Source organism: Indolivaga alginatilytica (assembly GCF_003201355.1).
GTDB lineage: Bacteria > Bacteroidota > Bacteroidia > Bacteroidales > Dysgonomonadaceae > Dysgonomonas_A > Dysgonomonas_A alginatilytica.
The window spans coordinates 1-20,999 of the sequence record NZ_QICL01000045.1; the positions used below are offsets into that span (position 1 = coordinate 1).

At 36.7% G+C, this 20,999-nt stretch carries 12 protein-coding genes; 3 read left to right on the forward strand and 9 right to left on the reverse strand.

All coding sequences use genetic code 11. The features are described from left to right. Nucleotides 1-192: 192 nt before the first annotated feature. Complete coding sequence (locus tag CLV62_RS20145; RefSeq protein WP_110312571.1) at nt 193-939, forward strand: DUF3667 domain-containing protein; 747 nt, start codon at nt 193-195, stop codon at nt 937-939. A gap of 13 nt (nt 940-952) precedes the next feature. Here CLV62_RS20145 and CLV62_RS20150 read toward each other — a convergent pair whose 3' ends face one another. Further along, nucleotides 953-2,050 carry an MBL fold metallo-hydrolase gene (locus tag CLV62_RS20150; RefSeq protein WP_110312572.1) on the reverse strand — a complete coding sequence of 366 codons (1,098 nt, stop codon included), beginning with the start codon at nt 2,048-2,050 and terminating at the stop codon, nt 953-955. A gap of 619 nt (nt 2,051-2,669) precedes the next feature. On the opposite strand from CLV62_RS20150, the gene CLV62_RS20155 reads away from it, so the two are divergent. Together CLV62_RS20155 and CLV62_RS20160 are read left to right on the forward strand one after the other, a co-directional pair. Beyond that, nucleotides 2,670-3,185, forward strand: coding sequence for a hypothetical protein (locus CLV62_RS20155; RefSeq protein ID WP_110312573.1), 516 nt, complete (start codon nt 2,670-2,672; stop codon nt 3,183-3,185). A gap of 17 nt (nt 3,186-3,202) precedes the next feature. Beyond that, nucleotides 3,203-5,185, forward strand: a complete 1,983-nt coding sequence (locus CLV62_RS20160; RefSeq protein WP_110312574.1) for a T9SS type A sorting domain-containing protein — start codon at nt 3,203-3,205, stop codon at nt 5,183-5,185. Between the two features lie 149 nt (nt 5,186-5,334). On the opposite strand, the gene CLV62_RS20165 is transcribed toward CLV62_RS20160, so the two are convergent. The 8 genes from CLV62_RS20165 to CLV62_RS20200 all read right to left on the reverse strand — a co-directional run bounded on the left by CLV62_RS20165 (nt 5,335) and on the right by CLV62_RS20200 (nt 20,496). Then, nucleotides 5,335-8,097, reverse strand: coding sequence for a hybrid sensor histidine kinase/response regulator transcription factor (locus CLV62_RS20165; RefSeq protein ID WP_221409264.1), 2,763 nt, complete (start codon nt 8,095-8,097; stop codon nt 5,335-5,337). An 88-nt stretch (nt 8,098-8,185) separates the two neighbouring features. After that, nucleotides 8,186-9,067, reverse strand: coding sequence for a carbohydrate kinase family protein (locus CLV62_RS20170; RefSeq protein ID WP_110312575.1), 882 nt, complete (start codon nt 9,065-9,067; stop codon nt 8,186-8,188). A gap of 206 nt (nt 9,068-9,273) precedes the next feature. Beyond that, nucleotides 9,274-10,428 (reverse strand): MFS transporter, encoded by a 1,155-nt coding sequence (locus CLV62_RS20175; protein ID WP_110312576.1) that lies wholly within the window; start codon nt 10,426-10,428, stop codon nt 9,274-9,276. Between the two features lies 1 nt (nt 10,429). Next, a complete protein-coding gene (locus CLV62_RS20180) occupies nt 10,430-12,628 on the reverse strand; it encodes a GH32 C-terminal domain-containing protein (protein ID WP_110312577.1) in 2,199 nt (732 codons plus the stop codon). Between the two features lie 17 nt (nt 12,629-12,645). Then, nucleotides 12,646-14,100 carry a glycoside hydrolase family 32 protein gene (locus tag CLV62_RS20185; RefSeq protein ID WP_221409265.1) on the reverse strand — a complete coding sequence of 485 codons (1,455 nt, stop codon included), beginning with the start codon at nt 14,098-14,100 and terminating at the stop codon, nt 12,646-12,648. 129 nt (nt 14,101-14,229) lie between these two features. Next, nucleotides 14,230-15,609, reverse strand: coding sequence for a DUF4960 domain-containing protein (locus tag CLV62_RS20190; protein WP_110312579.1), 1,380 nt, complete (start codon nt 15,607-15,609; stop codon nt 14,230-14,232). A gap of 79 nt (nt 15,610-15,688) precedes the next feature. Beyond that, nucleotides 15,689-17,371, reverse strand: coding sequence for a RagB/SusD family nutrient uptake outer membrane protein (locus CLV62_RS20195; protein WP_110312580.1), 1,683 nt, complete (start codon nt 17,369-17,371; stop codon nt 15,689-15,691). A 17-nt stretch (nt 17,372-17,388) separates the two neighbouring features. Further along, a complete protein-coding gene (locus CLV62_RS20200) occupies nt 17,389-20,496 on the reverse strand; it encodes a SusC/RagA family TonB-linked outer membrane protein (protein ID WP_221409266.1) in 3,108 nt (1,035 codons plus the stop codon). Nucleotides 20,497-20,999: the final 503 nt, after the last annotated feature.

The window sequence follows — 20,999 nt, forward strand, 5'->3', positions numbered from 1 at the left end:
TTTATCAGTTTAAGCTCTTTCTTCTTGGGAATCATAACTGAAAAATAATGGGGATTATTCTTTTAAGTTAATGATTTTCAAGAGATTGAGCAAATAATCAATCGCTTGTTTTATTGATTATAAACATTTTAACTAAACAAATCAGCGGAAAAGTTCAACTACTGATTCGCATCATTAACAAGTATTTAAATTATGAGTAAAACAACCAAGCACTGTGCCAATTGTAATAATACAGTAAAAGGCAATTTTTGCACCGAATGCGGGCAATCTATAAAAACGTCTCGTATCGATCTGTCTCATCTTGTTGAAGAACTGCAGTTCAGCTTTTTACATATTAATAAAGGGATGATCTATACCGTAAAGGAATTAATCCTAAAACCGGGATATACTATTAAATCATACCTAAGCGGTAAAAGGGTACAATATTTCAAGCCTTTTACATTTCTTCTTATCTGGGGATCAATTTATGGTCTGGTGCTTCATTTCTTTAATGTATATCCTGACTCCGAAATGAATAGGCAAAATAATGCGATTTTTGATATTAACTATATATATAATTGGTATTATTCCCACTACTCATTAATTCAGCTTCTGATAATCCCGTTCTATGCCTTGTCGTCTTACGTCTTGTATCGGAAAAGTAACTATAATTATATTGAGCATCTAGTGATAAGCTCCTATACACATGGTGTAAAGGTGATTATTTTGCTATTATTTTACCCTGCGTTTTATTATAGCCATTCAAGAGGGGTGTATTTAATAACTCTGGCTTGTCTTTATATATATAATATTTATGTGCTGGTAGAAGTATTTAAAACTTCATCTTGGTTTAAAGCAATTCTTAAGGCTGTAATAAGTATCGTCTTAACTCTAATAGTTGCTTCTATAACAATAATAGTAATTTTGGAAGGCATCCATCATTTTCTAAGAATCTTTTGAAGGTAGGTCATTCTTAGTCAATACCTATCCACCATTGACGGAACACTTGAGTAGAATCTTTTAAATGTACGGCTTCGCCTATCATAGGGGTAATTACATCCTGCTCCTTATTTTTATTCGCCTCTGTGATTCTTATCAATGGTTCATCCCATGGATGAGTTGACAAAGCAAATTTAGATGAATGCACAGGCAATAGTCGTTTTGCATTTAAATCCTTAGATGCTTGCAAAACCTGCTCAGACATCATGTGTATATATTTCCAACCTTCGCCGTACTGACCATTTTCGAGAATAGCTAAATCAATATCTTCGAAACGTTTACCTATTGTCGCAAAATGAGAATCATAACCGCTATCACCTCCCAGATATATTTTAAATGTAGGAGTTTGCAGAAGGAAGGATGACCACAATGATTGTTTAGGAGAAAGTCCTCTTCCCGAAAAATGACGGGCAGGTAAGCAATAAGCCGCAAATCCCGCATCTAAAGTTGTATCTTCATCCCAATCCATTTCAACAATCTTACTTGTATCAAAACCCCAATATTCGAAATGCTCCCCTACCCCTAAGCTACAGATAATTTTTCCAACCTTAGGTTTCAATTTTAGTATGGTCTCATAATCCAAATGATCCCAGTGATCGTGAGAAATAAACAGATAGTCAATATTTGGGAGATCATCTACTGTATAACGATCTGTACCTTTAAATGCTTTAGTCGTAAACGATACAGGAGATGCAGCACCACTAAAAACAGGATCTACTAAGATACGTTTCCCGTCTATTTGAATAAAATAGGATGAATGTCCGAACCAGACCAGAATATCTTCACTCTTATCAAGATTCAATAAATCGGTCTTCATAGAAGGTATGTCACCTACAGGTTTAACTCTTTTATGATCACCAAAAAGAAAATCATACATTACTCCAACATATCCCTTTTCTCCTGTTAATTGGGGAGTTAGACTCTGATTCTGGAACTTTCCGTCTTTGTAGTGAGTTGAGTTTTGAAGCCTTGCCAATCGCTCACCTGCGGGTGTTTTACCAAATTTGGCCTGTTGCAGAAATACAAATACTATAATCGCTAAAACACCTATAATCGAAAGGGTTACCCACATAATCTTTTTACCTCGTTTCTTTCCCAATTGTTTAGTTCTAAATAATGAACCGCAAAATTATTAAAAATAAAGGGAAGAAAAGCCTTTCAATAAATAAAAGAAGTATAATTTATATTTTCTAATTAGTTGTTTACATATCGGGATAATTCTTTTTTAACAATTTAAAACACCCCCAAATACCTTTCTCTTTTTTTAGAACTATGAGTGAAAATAACTCCGATTAAAATGAACAAAAACTACATTTTTTATACAAATAATTTAATTTCTATTAATTTTCGGATTATATATCCGAAAATTGTTAAATATAATTATATTCGCTTCTAAATACGACAATACAGAATTATAGTAGAATTTCAAACACAATAATTTTTACAACAACAAACTAATTAATAGAAAACAATGTAAGTGATGCATTCCATATTAAACGCAAAGACTCACTCTTTAGAAGAAAAGGCTTTGGTAAGGGTTCTTAACGTTTTATAGAAACGACGACAAATAATTTGGAATACTAAGTTTAAAACTGACAAAATACCAACAACAAAATTAACAATAAATTATGCCTGAAAAAGAGATCCAGCTTCTCTTATTATTTATCTAATCATCTTAAATACTTAATTTTATGAGAAAAATCATCACATTGATTCTTCTGTTTGTCTGTAGCGTAACGATGTATGGGCAAGCCGAATTCGAAATGCGGGGTGTAGAGGGTATCAACCCTTATGTCCTTAACAAGATTATTGAAAAACACACAAAGAAAATCAAACTTAGAAGTGTTAGCGATGATCCGATGGAAATGACCGCTATCAATCTTTTCCACGAAGATTTTGATACCGGCATCGAAATGCCTAAATCGGCAAATGGAAGAGTGATTGTCCACAAAACTATCGGAGGAGTGTCTTCCCCTTCCTCCAGACCATTACAAACCCCTTATTCGTATCTGTATAGTGAGGATTTAATAGTGACTGACGTAACAGAGTCGGTTCCTCCTGTAGGTTATAAACCATATAGCATGAGGCTGGTAGTATACCTTAATGCTAATCTGGACGTAACCTTAATGGAAGCTAATGCTCCTATTAAACACAACAATACAGATAAAAAATACATGTGCGTATACTTCCTTTCTGAAAAAATGTAATTATTAAAATAAGCATCATGAGAAAATTCATTTTAACAACTATTTTAGCTGCAATATGCACTATTTCGTCATATGCACAGTTGTACAATATAAAGGCGTTGAATGTTCTTCATATCGACGCAACAACAGGGCAGGTTATTAATCCGGCAAGTATAAGTAATAAAGGCAAAATAGCGTTTATTTATAAATACGATGGTGAAGAATATCCGGAAGAGTGGGCAACCACCTATACTCTTGATGGAACAACAAGAGCTTTCAGAGATATTTATGAAGACGATTATCTGGAACTAGCCAATATAATGGAAGTAACACCTCCTGTTGGTTATAAGAAATGTATACGAAAGAAAGTATTTTATTATGATAGCGACGGAAAGCTATTAACAAATAAAACACAGGTATTCGGAGCCGATGAACCTATTACATGGAATCGCAGTGAATCGAAATACTTTACCGTTTGGATTTACAGTAATCCTATTGCCAAAGAAAAAGAAGAATTTTATTTCAGATTCATGGGAGGCGGTTGGGACTATTCGACTGCCCAACCAACAGCTTCGAAGATAACATCGGTTCGTGTCGGCGAATATTACTGGATGGAAAACAACTTCAACGCTTGGGATCCTTTTACTCCTGCATCTTCTCATTATTCCGGCTATTATAAGAATTACAGACCATTTACTGATCAGACAATGGCTGATTATTTCAAAACAATTGATGCTAGTAACCCATCGGAATGGAAAAAACTTTATAACGTAACACCCGAAGATATTAATAGAGATTATGGGTATTATTTCGAACCTTGGGGTGCGTATCGTCTTCATTTATATTCAATATTTTCTACTGATGAACAAGGTACTAACCTAAATCATCCAAATGGAGCAGGTACTATACAAAGCCAGTACCGCTTGCCATATTATGAAGACTTAAGGCAATTATTCGCTATGTGCCCATTTGCCGACCCCAATGATCTACAAGGTACACATACCGCATTAAATGAAAGGGACATCAGGTTTACTATCGGTGCCAACAACGGGCTGAATAAATCGGCTAAAAACTTCTCTGAAGATGCTACAACAGGCTCATATTGGTTTGTTGCCAATAACACGTATGGTTTAGGTTATATGCCGGCAGGATGGAGAAGCCAAGTTTTACCTGACTGGTTCTACAACGGTATAGCAAACCCTGCAACAGAAGACAACAGATGGAATTTAGAATTGGGAGGGCTTGCACAAATGTTCTTCACTTCCTATATGCCTGTTGGAAATAAAACATATCACGGTCTACAAGAAGATGTAGTAACATTGGCTGAACACGTTAATTCTATCCCAAATACCGAATATAGAAATCAAAGTCCCAAAAGAACACCACTTCGCTGGATGAGACCGCTAACCAATGCCGAATTGGGATATAAGTTATATATAAAAATTCCGGGAATAGAGAGTACCGCCGGATGGACTACACTAAGAGACCAAAAAGACGAAATAGAATTGCTTAAAGCAATAAGAAACGGAGTCATTAATCTGAATAATATAACAATAGACATAAAAAAACAACCACATACCGATGCAGCACCTGCCGGATATATAGAGTTGCCAAAAGGGTATCTTCGTGGATTTTATGTTCAATATAACATTGTACGCGGTTTAGACAAAACTGCTAACGAATTGGCTAAATATGCCAGCAATGTAGAGGATGAAGTGCTTGGATACAAAGCCTGGTGGCAAAATACAACTAAATCAGCAGCAGCTATTGTTGCCCCATCGGTTGAAGTTGCAAAAAATACTGTAGAATTGTATCCTAATCCAGTTGTCGATGTACTAAACATTAAGTCAGTATCAGACATTAAATCGATACGAATTATTGATGTTGCAGGACGTTTGCATATGAACTTAAAAGAGACCAATTCAGGTAATATAAATATAGGTCATCTGGCAAAAGGTGTCTATATTATCAGCATTGAAACTGCCAATGGCGTAGAGAATCACAGGATAATAAAGAACTGATAAAATAATTCTCAACTAATTAATCACCCCTTAAAAACACATTAATCGATTAATGTATTTTTAAGGGGTGACTAATTAATGAACCGCAAAACTATTAAAAATAAAGGTTATCTAAAATTCCTGAAACACAATACTAATAGAGTATTGTATTATTTACTGATTCGCTCAATATAACCCGTAGGACTTTCATCATAAAATTCCTTGAAGCATTTAGTAAAATAGGAAGGAGACGAAAAGCCTGCTTCATAAGCAACTTCTGAGATCGTTTTATCTTTTGAGTTCAATAAATATTTGGCATATTTCAAGCGAATAATCCTGATTAGTTCATTGGGGGAATAATTGGTCAATGATTTTATTTTTCGGTATAACTGAGATTTAGATAACCCGATGCTTTTAGCAACATCATCCAAATTCAATTCCGAATCGGAAATATGAGACTCAACATAATTTCTAAAACTATCCATGAAGCTTTGCTCACTTTCAGCCAAAGTTGTTTTCTTGGTGTCATTTATCAAGCTATGTCCGAAAGCTTCTTTTATCTTTTGCCTGTTTTCGATCAGTTTCCGAACTCTGATGTTTAAGAGATTAGCATTAAACGGTTTTGGGATATAAGCATCTGCACCACTTTCGAATCCTATTACTTTTTGCTCATCCAACGAGCAAGCTGTCAGCAAGATTACAGGAATATGGCTCGTAGAAACATTTTCCTTTAAATAATGGCATACCTCGAAACCATCTTTTTCGGGCATCATTACGTCACTGATAATGAGGTCGGGAATATATTTCTTTGCCTTTTGAAGTCCTTCTTCACCGTTCTCTGCTTCTATTACAATATATTCGTGATTGAGTATATGATACATAAAACTACGCATATCCACATTATCTTCGATGATAAGTACTAGTGGTTTATCCTCTTCCGAATTACTTTCGGGTAAGATCTCCTTATCTGTAGGAATCGAATCCAGCTCCAATCGGGTTTCAGTATATCCTTTTTCATAGGAGATCAGGTTATTATCAGAATAATTGTGCTCCTGATAAAAAGGCAGTAAAACATAAAAAGTAGTGCCTCCACCTTCTTTGCTTTCTACATATATTTTGCCTCCGTGAATATCCACCAGAGTACTTGTCAGAGCTAGTCCTATTCCGGTACTACCGTCACGAGAATCTATTTTATAGAAACGGTCGAATATATTCCGTAATTCTTCTTGTGGAATAAACGAACCACTATTAAATACCGACAGCTTTGCATATTCTACTTCTGATATAATTTCTTTCTGTAGATTTATATGTATGGTTCCCCCTTGATTAATATGCTTAAGTGCGTTTGATAATAAATTGAAGTAAATCTTCTCGACTTTTTCTTTATCAAACCACATCAAAAAGTCAGACTTATCTGCCTCAACAAACAAATGAATTTTCTTTCTCTTTATAGAATCAAAAAACAGAGGTGTTAAATCATTTAGAAAAACACTCAGGTCATTATGAGTGAAATTAGTTTTCATCTTGCCATTCTCATAACTTCTGAATTCTATTATCTCCGAAATAAGATGCAACAAACGATTACTATTACGTTTCACCAATGTGAGTAATTCCCTTTGATCTGCTGTCAATTTATCCGTAGCAAGCAACGCTTCCACAGGACCTAAGATAAGAGACAAAGGAGTTTTAAATTCATGCGAAATATTGGTAAAGAAAACCAACTTAGCATGTGTAGCTTCTTCCAATTGTTTCGATAGAGATATTAATTGTTCTTTTTGTTCTGTAAGAATTTCCGCCTGACGTTTTATTTCCTCATTTTGTTTTTCTAATTGAGTGTTGGCTCGGCTTTTGGCTTTGTAAGCCTTATAGGCAAGAAATAACAGTAATGTAATCAGACATAGAGCAATCAACGAAATATAGAAAAGGGTACGTTGATTGGAATATTGAAGCAAACTCTTATCCAACAGAGTATTCATCCTATCGAACTTATATTGATGTTCGAATATCTGATTGGTTTGCAACTGTATCACTCGTACATTACTTTTATCGACAACTGCCGTATAGAGAATATTCTCTTTATCGAAAGACTCTTTATTCAAAATGCGGTTGGCAATATCGATGACCTTATCGCCTCCTGTCGGATAGATGAAGGAAGCATCTATCAACCCCTTCTGAATACTTTCGATCCCCCCACCCTCGCCCGGAAGTGCGTCTATACCAACGATAAATGGAGACTTTCCGCTATATCTCATAGCTGCATTATGTACTCCTAGTGCCATAGGGTCATTCATAGCAAATACTAAATCTATGGATTCATGATTTTTAAAAACTTCTTCCATCTGTTGCTCTGCTACATTTTTCAGGAAATCGCCCCGTTTTTCGGCAATAATCTTTATATTGGGATACTTGCCAATGGCATCCACAAACCCCTTATAACGCTCGGCATCGGCTGTTGAACCTTTCCACCCTCTCATTATAACTACATTTCCTTTTTCTTTCAAAACATCGGAAACATATAAACCCAACTCATAGGCTAGCTGATAATTATCGGCTCCTACATAGGCTGTATAATCATCGGTATCTATTTTCCGGTCTAAAAGAATTACGGGAATACCCGATGTATAGGCTTTTTGTATAACGGGAGTCATAGCTGTGGACTCATTGGGAGAAACAACGAGAAGGTCTACACCTGAATCAATAAAAGATTCAATATCTTTTATTTGTTGCTGAGTATCATCTTTTACCGTTTTTATTCGAACTTGCATATTTTGAAAGAAAGAAGCTTCTCTCAAAATCTCACCATTCACTGTTTCTCTCCAAAGATCGTCACTGCACTGGGAAACACCAACCACATATTCCGACTTTTTATCTAATCGGCAGGCAGTTTGGATAATAGAAAGCAAAATACAAACAACTAATACTATATTTTTCATGGATGGAGTATCTCAGGTCGAAGAACAAAAGTAAGAAAAAGCACTATACCACAATGGTGGTTATAGTGCTTTTAAATATATAGAAAGGTTATTTTCGGAATAACTCCAAATAAGAATCGGCTAGTTTAGGCATAGCACCATGTTGCAAACAAACATAAGCAGAAACTTCAACTGCCAGTTGATGAGCATCTTCAATACGCTCGCCATGTAAATAGGCTGCAACAAAAGCCGCTGTAAAAGAGTCACCTGCTCCTACTGTATCCGCGACATGCACTTTTGGCGTAGGCTGATAAGATGTCTGACGGGGAGTGAACACAAAACTACCGTCAGTACCTTTTGTCAATACAAGTATGTCTAACTTATAATCTTCCAGAAGCCTGCCGCATATTTCCTGCTCATCGCCTTTCCAACCATACAGATTAGCTACCTTGATAACTTCTTCGTCATTTATTTTCATCATATTCGCCATCTCCAAAGATTCGTGTATAATCTCTTTTGAATAAAAATTGAGACGCAGATTAATATCGAATATCTTCAGACTGTCTTCAGGCATAGCGGTAATAAACTTGCGGATTGTCTCGCGAGAGACACTGTTTCGCTGAGCCAAAGAACCAAAACAGACTGTTTGGGTGCTTTTTGCCAGATTTTCGGTTCTTGCTGTAAAGGGGATATTATCCCAAGCTACATTCTCACAGATTTCATATTCCGGAACACCTGCTTTATTTAAAGTAACCTGAACAGTTCCTGTCGGATAATCGGTTTTTTCTAATAAATAATTCAAGCCTTTTTCTTCGAGACTGGTTAGAATTTCTTTGCCTAATAAGTCGTCACCAATTGCACTCACAGCATAGCCATTAAATCCAAACTGCGAAGCATGATAAGCAAAGTTGGCAGGTGCACCACCAAGAACTTTTCTTTCGGGAAACACATCCCAAAGAATTTCCCCTAATCCTACTACTGTATTTTTCATGTTTAGTTATATTATATTGTTATACTTTCATTTACATCTAATTGCCCCTATAAGAGAGAGTGTGTCAAAAGTCTGAATAGGACACAAACTACACAGAAATAACAGATTTTTCTATTTCACGATTAAAGAGCAACTTACAAAATATATAAAATCTGTAACATCTGTGTATTCTGTGTTCTCAATCTCTTTTGACACAGCCCCCTACATTATGCTTTTTCTTTCAGTTTGAACGACATTAAAACCAAATAGAATATACCGACAGCCAGTATTAATAAAGCTCCTGTTTGTGAAGATAGTAAATCTGTCATCAACCCCATTAATAACGGGAAAACAGTTCCTCCGAAAAGTCCCATAATCATAAGCCCTGATACTTCATTTTTCTTATCAGGCATATGTAAAAGAGCCTGAGAAAGAATTATAGGGAATATATTAGAATTACCCAAACCGATAAGTGCTATACAAATATAGATCATTGTGAGGTTATGGAACATAAATAATCCGATAATCGCCAGAACCATTAAAGTAACACTTATCATAAAGAATTTCTTTGCCGAAAAACGTGCCAATACAAAAGCTCCCGTAAAGCAACCGATAGTTCGGAAAAGGAAATAAACACTGGTAGCATAACCTGCTGCATCGAGCGTCATTCCTAAACGTTCCATTAATATCTTGGGGGCTGTTACGTTCGTACCCACATCTATACCAACATGGCACATAATCCCGATAAAGGACAGGAGTATAACCTTATTTCCGAGCAGGGCAAAGCACTGAGCAAATGTAGAGCCTTCGCCCTCCTCATCTGTTTCCGATATGGATGTCATGCTCAACAGTAGAGTCGCTAATATGGCAACTACCATAAAGATAGGGAAAAGAAACTTCCAATCTCCTAAAGATGCTGCTGCCCATGCTGCAAGAATAGGAGCCAGAAAAGAGGCTATCGCTTTTACAAACTGACCGAGGGTAAGTGTACTAGCCAACTTATCGCCTGTAACAATATTAGACAACAACGGGTTTAGTGATACCTGCATCAATGTGTTCCCAATTCCGAGCAATGAGAAAGATACAAGCATGGATGTATAAGAATAGCTCACAAAAGGCAGTAATAATGCCAATGATGTTACAGCTAAACTGATAACTACCGTTTTGCGTCTTCCGATTTTATTCATAAGCATTCCTGTTGGAACCGAGAATATGAGGAACCAAAAGAATACCATAGAAGGAAATATATTTGCCTCTGTTTCGGAAAGCGAAAAGTCTGCCTTAACATAGTTCGTGGCAATTCCGACCAGATCAACAAATCCCATGGCAAAGAATGCCAGCATAAGAGGGAGTAGCTTGATATATATGTTTTTTTCTTTCATTTTATTTTAATTCATAGATGTTGATATTCTCCACTGCAATAGTTCCTTCCGATTCGAAAACCAAAGAATTATAAGGCTCCGATGGGAACATGGTATTTGTTTGTACAAGTTCACCGTCATTTATAAATAATTCGGATGAAGCCTTATCAATAAGCAATCTTATTTTATAAGTGTCTTTCTTAACCAAAGGAGCTTTAATCTCGGCAGATGCAAAATTGTCACTGAAATCGGATATTCCACTGTTTGATCGGTCTACAATCAAGCTTCCTTTTGCTAAATCGAAAGTAAACTTAAGGTTTTCGCCTTTCTTATTTATCAGTTTGAAATTGAAGTTTGCAGTAGGTTTAACCGTCATTTCTATTTCATAAGCTCCTTGATTATCTTTCAATAAACGATCAACGGTATACGTTTTATCCACTGTAAAATCTGAAACTTTTTCTGTGGCTCTTCTCAATTCGGCAATCTCTTTTACCGGAGCATTTGCTACAACAAGATGCTTTCCATTATTAACGAGAGTCAACTCACGGGGAATTGTCATCGCATTGCGGAAATTAACCGTAGGTACATGGTTGGTATAATTCCAGTTACTCATCCATCCGATAAATACTCGTCTGTTGTCGGGAGCATCACTCCAGGTAACACCTGCATAATTATCACGCCCGTAATCTAACCAAAGAGGATAAGGTAGATTATCTGCCTTAAATGTCTTACCATCAAAATTCCCGATAAAGTATTGTGTGGCACTACCCCCGTTAGGTCCTCCGGGATTGATGCTTACAAATAATACCCATTTGGTTTGTCCGTTATAGGTAAGCGGAAATAAATCAGGACATTCCCACACTCCGCCATGATCGCCTATACCTTCGCCAAATTCACTGAGTTTACTCCATTCTTTCAGGTTTTTCGAGCCATAGAAAGTAATTGTCTGTGTAGTTGCCAATGACATAATCCATTGGTTTGTGCCTTGATGCCAGAATACTTTAGGATCACGGAAATCTACAAAATTAAGATCCGACAATACAGGGTTTTTATCGTATTTAGTGAATGTACGTCCATTATCAAGGCTGTAAGCAATACTTTGCGTTTGAATACGCCCTGCCGAAGTGTAAATAGCCACCATGGCATCTTTACCGAATCCTGCCGTATTGTTTTTATCAATCACTGCACTTCCCGAAAATATAGTTCCCAACGAATCGGGGTTTATTGCTACAGGCATATATTCCCATTTTTTCAGGTCTTTACTTACAGTATGCCCCCAGTTCATATTACCCCACATCGATCCGTATGGATTGTGTTGAAAAAACAGGTGATACTCTCCATTATGATACACCATTCCGTTAGGATCGTTTGTCCATCCATATTGAGGTGAAAAATGATAAAGCGGACGGTATTTTTCATTGTAATCGAAGTCGAAAGTATCCGATTGCTTTATTTGAGAATATCCTATGTCTCCACTTTTTACATGAGCAAATAAAAGTGTTAAATCTTGCCCTTTATATTGTTCTACATCTATAGGTACCCAATAGTCGATCTTTGTTTGTGCAACACGTATGTTCAAAAGAGGACTTACGGTTTTACCATTGGTTTCCAAATAGATTTGTGATTCAGGTCCTTTATCTTCGATTGGTACAAGCAGATATTTCTTATCTATCTTGAACGATAAGCGATGATCTACCATAATATTACTTTTGGGAGTGTCACTCATTTCTATCTGATCTACAAGAATATGCCCCCAACCGCCTCTTTGGTTGTCGACAATCTTTATAACGGCTTTCTTTCCCTTATAGTTCTTCACATCCCATGTCATCCAAAGTAACGACTCGGTCTCTACAATAGATCGCGATACGTATACACTTTTTCCTTCAACCAATAACTCAATATAAGTATCGGCATGCATACCACCACCTATCAGGTAATTTATATAATCGCGTTCGATGGTAAACTCAGGAGAGATAAGAGTTCCTCTTGAATCGTCGCCTCCATGATAGCTGTTAGCTAAACGTTTCCCTTCGAATCCTTTTACCTCTTGCTGACCGGGAATGCTTCCTTCTGACGGGCTTGTACCAAAGGCTTCTCCCTCAACTGTCCAGTTCTTATAAGAATCAGCCTCGAAATCCTCAACTACAATATCAGATTTTGTAGAACAACCGATCAAGGAAAGAAGTCCCAAACAAAAAATTGATTTAAAATATATTTTCATAATTTTGTTCTACTTTTTTATTTTGATAAATTCAGATTTGAAAATGTAACTTCACCATTATCCGAGAATATACCCCAAGGATTCCAACTCATCTTATAAATACGGTTTGTAAATGCTGTTTGATGATTTACATATACCACACAAATAGAATTTTCGACCATTATAGTTACATCAAATTCTTTGTTGTCCGGTACATTTAGTTTTACATTATCGATACGTAAGGGTTCTTCACCAAACACTCTTCTTTCTAATCTCAATTGTTGTTGCTCTAAATCGAATACAACTGCATATACTTCTCTACGATTACCACACGATCCGAATTCGAAACCAAAGCTATTTGATGTTGTAGCCTTCACTTTAGCAGCTATTTTATAAGTACCTTCCTGCCTGTCGAAGACCGAAACCGCTTGTTCAGCGGAAGCTTTCAATGTAAATGAATTGGATTCGATCTGAGTATTAACCGAACTTGTCATGTTCAAATTTTGACTGTTGCTCAATTTATCATTCAGACCATGAGGGTAGGTCATCGAAATTGTTCCATCCGCATATTGAATAAGTTTGTGAGTAATCAATGAACCTGCCCAATCGAAACCTTTATAATCGCTGTGGTTTTCTCTTGTGGGACACCACGCTGTTATATAACGATCAGTACCATCCGATGCGGTTTTTCCCGCATAAAAAGCAATGCCATCCAGTGCACTGTTTGTCGGAATAGTCCATGTGCCTGTTGTACCTTTTCTGAATCGATAATGTACTTTACGATTGTCAATATTCGAATAAATAAAGTATTGATAATCGCCCATTGTAAATACATCGGGACATTCCAACATAAAGGTATTCGGATCGTCATAAAATGGTTCTGTCAGTTTCCAGTTTCTTAAATCGGTTGAGGTATACTGGGCTATAACGGCTCTCCATGAACCTTTATAATCGGCACGTGTACTGATCAGCATTCTGAAAGTTCCCGAAGCCTCATCTTTAATGATCATCGGATCCCGAAATTCATTACGATCATAACCATCGGATGCAGCCAAGAGAAAAGACGGGTCTTTTGTCCATGTATTCAAATTGGCAGATGTGGCTAACATTATTTTTTCACGAGGGTCAAGATCTCCGTTATGCCCTGTATAGAAAGCATAATATACCCCATTGTGTTTAAATACACTTCCCGTGCCCAAGGCACGATCTTGTTGCTCTATTGTTCCCGTAGGAATCATTTCCCCATTATCCGTAAATGTAGAAAAATTCTCCGTAGTTGCCTTATACCAAGGATGAAAAGTAAGTGAACCGTCTCTTGCATCATGAAGATAAAAGATATGAAATTTTCCATTTTCATAAAATGGCATCGGGTCACCCACCCATCCCTCGGCAGGTTTAAAAAAGGTTGAATAGGTTCTATACAAATCATTCACATCGAAGCAAGTAGGTGCCCCGGGGGCTGCTGCTCCGGAGTCGTTACTTACATAATCCATATTATTGTTGCATCCTGTCAAGCTGATTAGGCACAAGGACATACTTAAAAATTTATTTCTGATTTTCATGGTTTTATAAAACTTGAATGGTTAAGGTCACAGACCCATTTGGTTTATTTTTTATAATACTCATTTCAATAGATAGTTGAAAATATTAGATGTCAGTGTTTCGATATTTCCTTTATAAGGATTTACGATAGAGCCATCTTCGTTATACCAATCATAGGATTCAACTCCAATACAGATTGTAGTTCCCGAAGTAGCGACTTTAGGATATTCGAACATTACAGAGCGTCCTTTCAGTTGATCATCCCAATGATAACTAGCTAAATTAATAGCACCATTCTTAGTAGTCCATAGAGGAATATTATTTGCATAATCGCCCCATTCGAAATTCCAGATTGCATTATGACCTCTCGCTTTTACTCCTTTACCCAATAGGTATACTTTATTATTTACACCAATAGGTTTTTGTAATCCTGCGAATATCGGATGAGATTCATTCCCTATGAAACATAATCCCCAATCATCACCTGTTGGTGTAGCATCATTAGTTTCTCCCCACATATTATTTACAGCTTTTCCGTCTTTAGCTATACCCAGTGCCGATACGTACTGAACAGCCCATGAAGAAAAGAAAAACGAACCTCCGTTTTGATAATATGTTTTAAGGCTTGTAATGATTGTTGGCTCTAAAGCTACCGTTGGTAAGGCTTGTGTAGTACCGTCGGAATGCCACCAGATAGCTGCAAAACCGGCTAAGTCTTTACCGTTTTTAATATCATTAAAAGAGACGTATTCAAAATCTGCCACATTAGCAGCAAACCAGTCATAAGCAGCTTTTTCATCCATATTTTCTATTGACGAAGCATTGTTTGCAACTCCTAGAAATGCAATAGGTTTTATGTCTACTTTTTCTACAGTAACCACATAAGGAAAAGCTTCATTCATATAAGATATGGTATAGGTTACAGGGGTTGTAAAATCAACCGTTGCCCCTTGTGCAGGAGTTACTGTAGCACCATTTGTAATCGTAAACTCTGGAGTTAGTTTAGTTACATCTTCGGTTTTAGGATATCTTACATGAACGGTTCTCTTATCATTATCAATCGTTCCTTTGTATTTACCAATGCTGAAACTCAGCATCTCTCCTTTGATATGTGAAGCTACCACCATATAATCTTTATACAGATTACCGTTTGTAACTCTGAATTTTGTTGCTTTCGATAAATCCATAGCTTCATTGCCTGCAGGATTTATAATTGCCCGATCAGATAATGTAATTTTAGGTGTTAACTTTGTCAAATCCGTACCCATGGGCAGTAAAATTTGCACCGTTCCACTCTCGTCATTTATAGTTCCATCCACCCCATTTACGGAGAAAGATAATATTCTGACGCCTCCCGACAAATCCAGATTCTCACGATCATCATCGCTGCAAGCAATGAATCCCACACAAAGAATCAGGGAAAAGATAAAAGGCAATATGTTATTTATTCTTTTTTTCATTGTATCCTTATTTTAATTTTCATGGTTATAACAAGCTTGGGTTATTCTACAAACCCAAGCTATAAGAAGGTCTGCGACCTTACCAGCCATAGTTTTGTTTATATATTCCGTTTACAAAATTGATTTGCTGTTGAGGAATAGGAATATATTCGTTCTTGTTTTTAGTAAAGTTTCCACTTTTCAAGAATGGTCGTCTTGACGATTCTGTTTTAAAAAATGAATTGACTACCTGATCGGTAATACCCCAACGAACCAAATCGAAGAAACGGCTGCCTTCCATTGCAAATTCCAAACGACGTTCCCAACGCAAAGCCTGACGAGCAAAATTAGTTGACCAAGCGCAATTCACTCCGGGTTGATAAAGTGACATACTCAATTTAGGTGCATAATCAATCATATCAGTACTGCGTTGTGCTCTTTCTCTTATTTGGTTGATAAGAGGTAAAGCTTCGTTCGGACGTCCCAATTCTATTAAAGCTTCCGCTCTCATTAAAATAGCATCTGCATAACGAATAATGATTCTGTTTTTAGAGTTTCCATAAAATGGCGCAACATTCACAAAGCAATCGCACGAAGGATCAACATTTTCTTTCAACGAAGCATAATAACCATATACAGTAGGATTGCGGTTCCACCCCTCTTCATAAATCAAATCTTTATTGTATTTATAAGGAAATCCGGGCATAGCTACAGTATGAAATAAACGAGGGTCTGCACTATTTGAATTCGAATCATAATTGGTATTATCGAACGAATCGAACATGGGTAATCCAGTTTTATCTGTTTTATAAGCATTTACTAAGTTTTGGCTTGGTTTATGAAAATCGCAACAACCTACGCCCATAGGAACTGACAACACATCACCCCAATTTAATCTACCGAACATAGTTCCATCATCAATTGAATACTGTACGGCAAACAATGATTCTTTACCATTTTGATATGCTCCGGGTAAGAAATTATAAGCAAAATCGTATTCTAATCCATATCCTGAATTAAGAACTTTGTCTGTGTATTTAAGAACTTCCTCAAGGTCAGTATGATTTATTTCAGTTACATTATTTCGATCATCTTGTCTGTAAGCTTTATATAGATTTGCTTTTGCCAAATAAGCAGCCGCAGCTATTTTATTAGCACGTCCTTGCTGATCTTGTTTGTCAGGAAGCAGATCATATGCTTTCTGAAAATCACTAACAATCCAAGCCCATTGCTCGTCATTAGGCAGTTTGTTATCTACTTTATCATATTCGTCAATCGGTAAGTCTTCATCAACAAAAGGAATACGTCCGAATACAGTTTTAAGGATAAAATAAAAATGACCTCTCAGAAAATACATTTCACCCATACGTATATCTCTCAACGGAACATCATTTGTTGAAACCGTTTTCAGTACACTCAAAGCCGTATTGGTTCTCGAAATTGCTTTGTAGCAATAAAACCAGAGTCCGTCTGCTTCACCAAAATCTGTTTTTATATTTTGTGCTATTTCATAAAAATGAAATGCACTGATATCGTTTTCGTCATTTCCACCTTTATAGGCATCGTCCGAACGAACATTTCCATAAGGCCACAAACTGAATGGCTTGTCATAATGATCGTTTCCTAATGAAGAATAAGCTGCTGTTACAAGCCCTTCCACTTGTGCCGGACCTCTAACCTGCTCGTCACTCAATATCCCTTGAGGCTCATCGTTCAAGAAGTCACAGCTTGAAGCCATTATTGTTGCTGCAAAGAGTACAGCTATATATTTTATCTTTTTCATTGTTATATACTACTAATTTAAAATGAAACATTAAGCCCGAAAGTAAATGTCATCGGAATAGGATAACCCCATGCCGGATTTTCAGGATCTACACCTGTAAAGCTTTTGCTTTTGATAGTCAGTAGATTTTGAGCACTTACATACGTACGCAAATGGCTTAATCTTATTTTCTGAATAATATGCTTAGGTAATGTATACCCTACTTGTACGTTTCTAAGTTTCAGGTAAGAACCATTCTCTACAAAATAAGTAGACATACGTGCCTCATTATTGGTATCAGTATAAGATAAGCGGGGAATATTAGAGTTGGGATTGGTTACAGGATCCCATGCATCAAGCAATCGTGTACCTTTATTGGATCGTGTGTCTGAAACGCTCCAGAAATCGGTTGCATATTTCACGGTATTTATAACGTCCACATTATGTATTCCTTGAAGAAATATAATAAAGTCGAAATTCTTATACGCAAAATTCAGGTTCAGTCCATATGCAAAATCTGGGAATGGATCACCTATCCACGTACGGTCGTCATCATTTATAACACCATCGTTATTTAAATCACGATAACGGATACGTCCTAAATCTTTTCCATCTTGCCGAGGGTGTCTGTCTAATTCGTCTTGTGTTTTGAATATGCCATCGGCTACATATCCGTAAAAAGAACCTAACGGACGTCCTAGTATATTATCCCATTTTCCATTTCCTCCGTATGAGTTTTTAACTGATTCGGGTAAAAAGGTTACTTGATTTTTATTGGTTGAGATATTTCCCGAAACATCGTAGGTCACACCTGTTGAACCGATTTTGCCTCTATATCCAACGGTGAACTCGAAACCTTTGTTTTCCATACTTGCTCCATTGTACCACTTGTTGGCTCCTTCTCCTTTTATCGCTGCATAACCGGGAGAATAGAGAATATCTTTGGTGCTTTTCCAATAGTATTCAGCCGAACCATAGAGAGCCTGACCGAAGAATCCAAAATCAAGACCAATATTGGTTTGAGTTGTAGTTTCCCATTTCAAATCAGGATTCGATAATTGAGAACGTTTAAATCCTGATGGCAGTAATCCTGCTCCTTTTGCATTCAGATCATAGGCTGTTCCCCAAACCGAATCCCAAGTAGGGTTTCCTTTACCATAGTCGGTTACATAAATATCGTATATTGCGGTATTATTAATTTCCTGATTACCATTTTGTCCCCAACCGAAACGTAATTTCAAATCAGATAAATAATCGCTGGTCGAAGCCATAAAAGCTTCTTGGCTTATTCTCCATCCGAGATTGAAAGCAGGAAATGTTCCCCATCTGTTATTCTTTCCAAAACGAGACGAACCATCTCTACGAACCGTTGCCGATGCCAGATACTTATCATCGTAAGCATAATTGACCTTACCAAAGAAAGACATCAGCGAATATCCGGTAGCTATACCAGTACCTTCACTTAATCCCGTACCCAAATCAGGCCACATATACTCAGGTGTTTCTATAGCAAAGCCTTCTCTTTTAGATGAGAAATTAATATCCTCCTGATTGAACATTTCCATACCAACCAATGTTTCGAAACGATTCTTTCCAATTTCGAAGTCATAAGTCGCCGTATTAGTCCAAGTCCATTTAGTCCAGTGAGCTTGCTCCATCAATGAAGCGGTTCTATCACTTTCGAGATACCCCGATTGATAACTATGCGTAAGGCTCCTTTTATAGAAGTTTCCATAGTCTAAACCAAAACTCGAACGGACATTCAGTTTCTTGATAGGTTGCAAATTCACATAAGCATTACCAAACATACGCCAATAACGGTATCTGTTATTCTGATTATCATGAATCAGACGAGCCGGATTCTGACGGTCAGGCAATCCTGTTATAGGTCCGCCCCACCCTGTTCCATCCGCTGTGCGAAACGGAATAAAAGGAACAGCTATTAAGGCTGATTCTATAATTTTATCAGGTTGAGCAACTTCTGAAGTTCTGTTCAATGTGAAATTTTCTCCAATAGTAAGAATATCACCATAGAGTTTGTAGTCACTATTCATACGCACCGAGTACCTCGAAAAGTCTGTATATTTTATCAATGCATCATTGCCAAAATGCCCTAATGAGAAATAGTAACTTCCTTTTTCTGTTCCATTACTTACTGCTAAGTTATACGATTGTGCTACACCTGTTTTTGTAATCTGATCGAACCAATCGGTATTAGCAGTTCTTAAAGTTCTGTTTTTATCTAAATATTCAGGAAAATAGACGTTTTCCAAAACTCTATTGCCTTGAGCTCCTATTCCGTCTTTATAGACAATCCCTAAATTGTTGCTGTTAGGATCGACTCCCGAATTTACAGAAGCCTGCCACATTGCTTGTGCATATTCACGAGAATTCAAAACATCAATTTTCGTATTATAATTGGCTACAGACACAAAAGCATCGAAGTCAATTTTTAGGACTCCGGCTTTTCCTCTCTTTGTAGTTATAATAATTACCCCGTTTGCAGCTCTCGATCCATAAATACTAGCTGCTGAAGCATCACGAAGTACCTGAATACTTTCGATGTCATTAGAGTTCAACTCGTGCATACCTGCCTGAGATGGAATTCCATCAATAATATACAATGGATCATTATTATTCAAGGTTCCTATACCACGAATACGTACAGTAGCCGATCCGCTTGGATTTCCATCTGCTGTAACTTCCATACCGGCAACCCTACCTTGCAATGCTCTTATTGGATTGTTTTCGGGTTCAGACATCATATCGTTTATTTTTACGACTGATACCGCCCCTGTTAGGTCGGCTTTACGCTCAGTACGATATCCTACTGCCACTACTTCATCAAGAATTTTCGAGTCATCAGCCATTAAGACATTGATATCCCGTTTACCGTTTACCGAAATATTCTGTGTTTTAAATCCGATATAAGTAAATTCTAGAATAGCGTCGGGATTGGCTTTCAATGTAAATTGACCGTCCAAATCTGTAGTAGTACCAATACTTGCATTTTTCACTTTCACACTGACACCTATTAAAGGCTCATTGTCTGTTGCAGATTTTACAACTCCTTTTATATCTATATCCTGAGCTTTGATAAAACTACAGAAAGAAAACAGGAGTAGTATTAAGAAAAGGTTTCTCATACTCATTTTTCATTTTTGGTATTAAATTAATAAACGTACTTGTTAACAAAGGTCTCAGACCTATTTATTGCTTAGGTAAGTATCAGCACAACTGACAGCTATAATTAGACAATATTGCATTCTATACTTACTGTTACTTACAAGCACAAAGAACTGGATTTGAAGTCTTCTCACCTATAAAAATTAGGTCAAAAGCATGTATAAATAATGCATAACAAATCTACAAACACGAAATAAACACTTAATAATAAATCATTTAAACCAATCGTTCTCTATAAGTCTATTTTTGATTTATAAATAATTGATAATTATGTTTTCATATACAAATACCTGATAAGATGTGTATATTCCGTATAAAGAGGTATTATAGTCTCATTTAATATTGTAAATTTGAATTTGATTCCGTAAGGTCGCGAACCTATGTGTCTATCTATTCCATTTACACGAACACATAGATCTGCCCTTACCAATAGAAATACAGCAATGATTAAGGAAATGGAAGT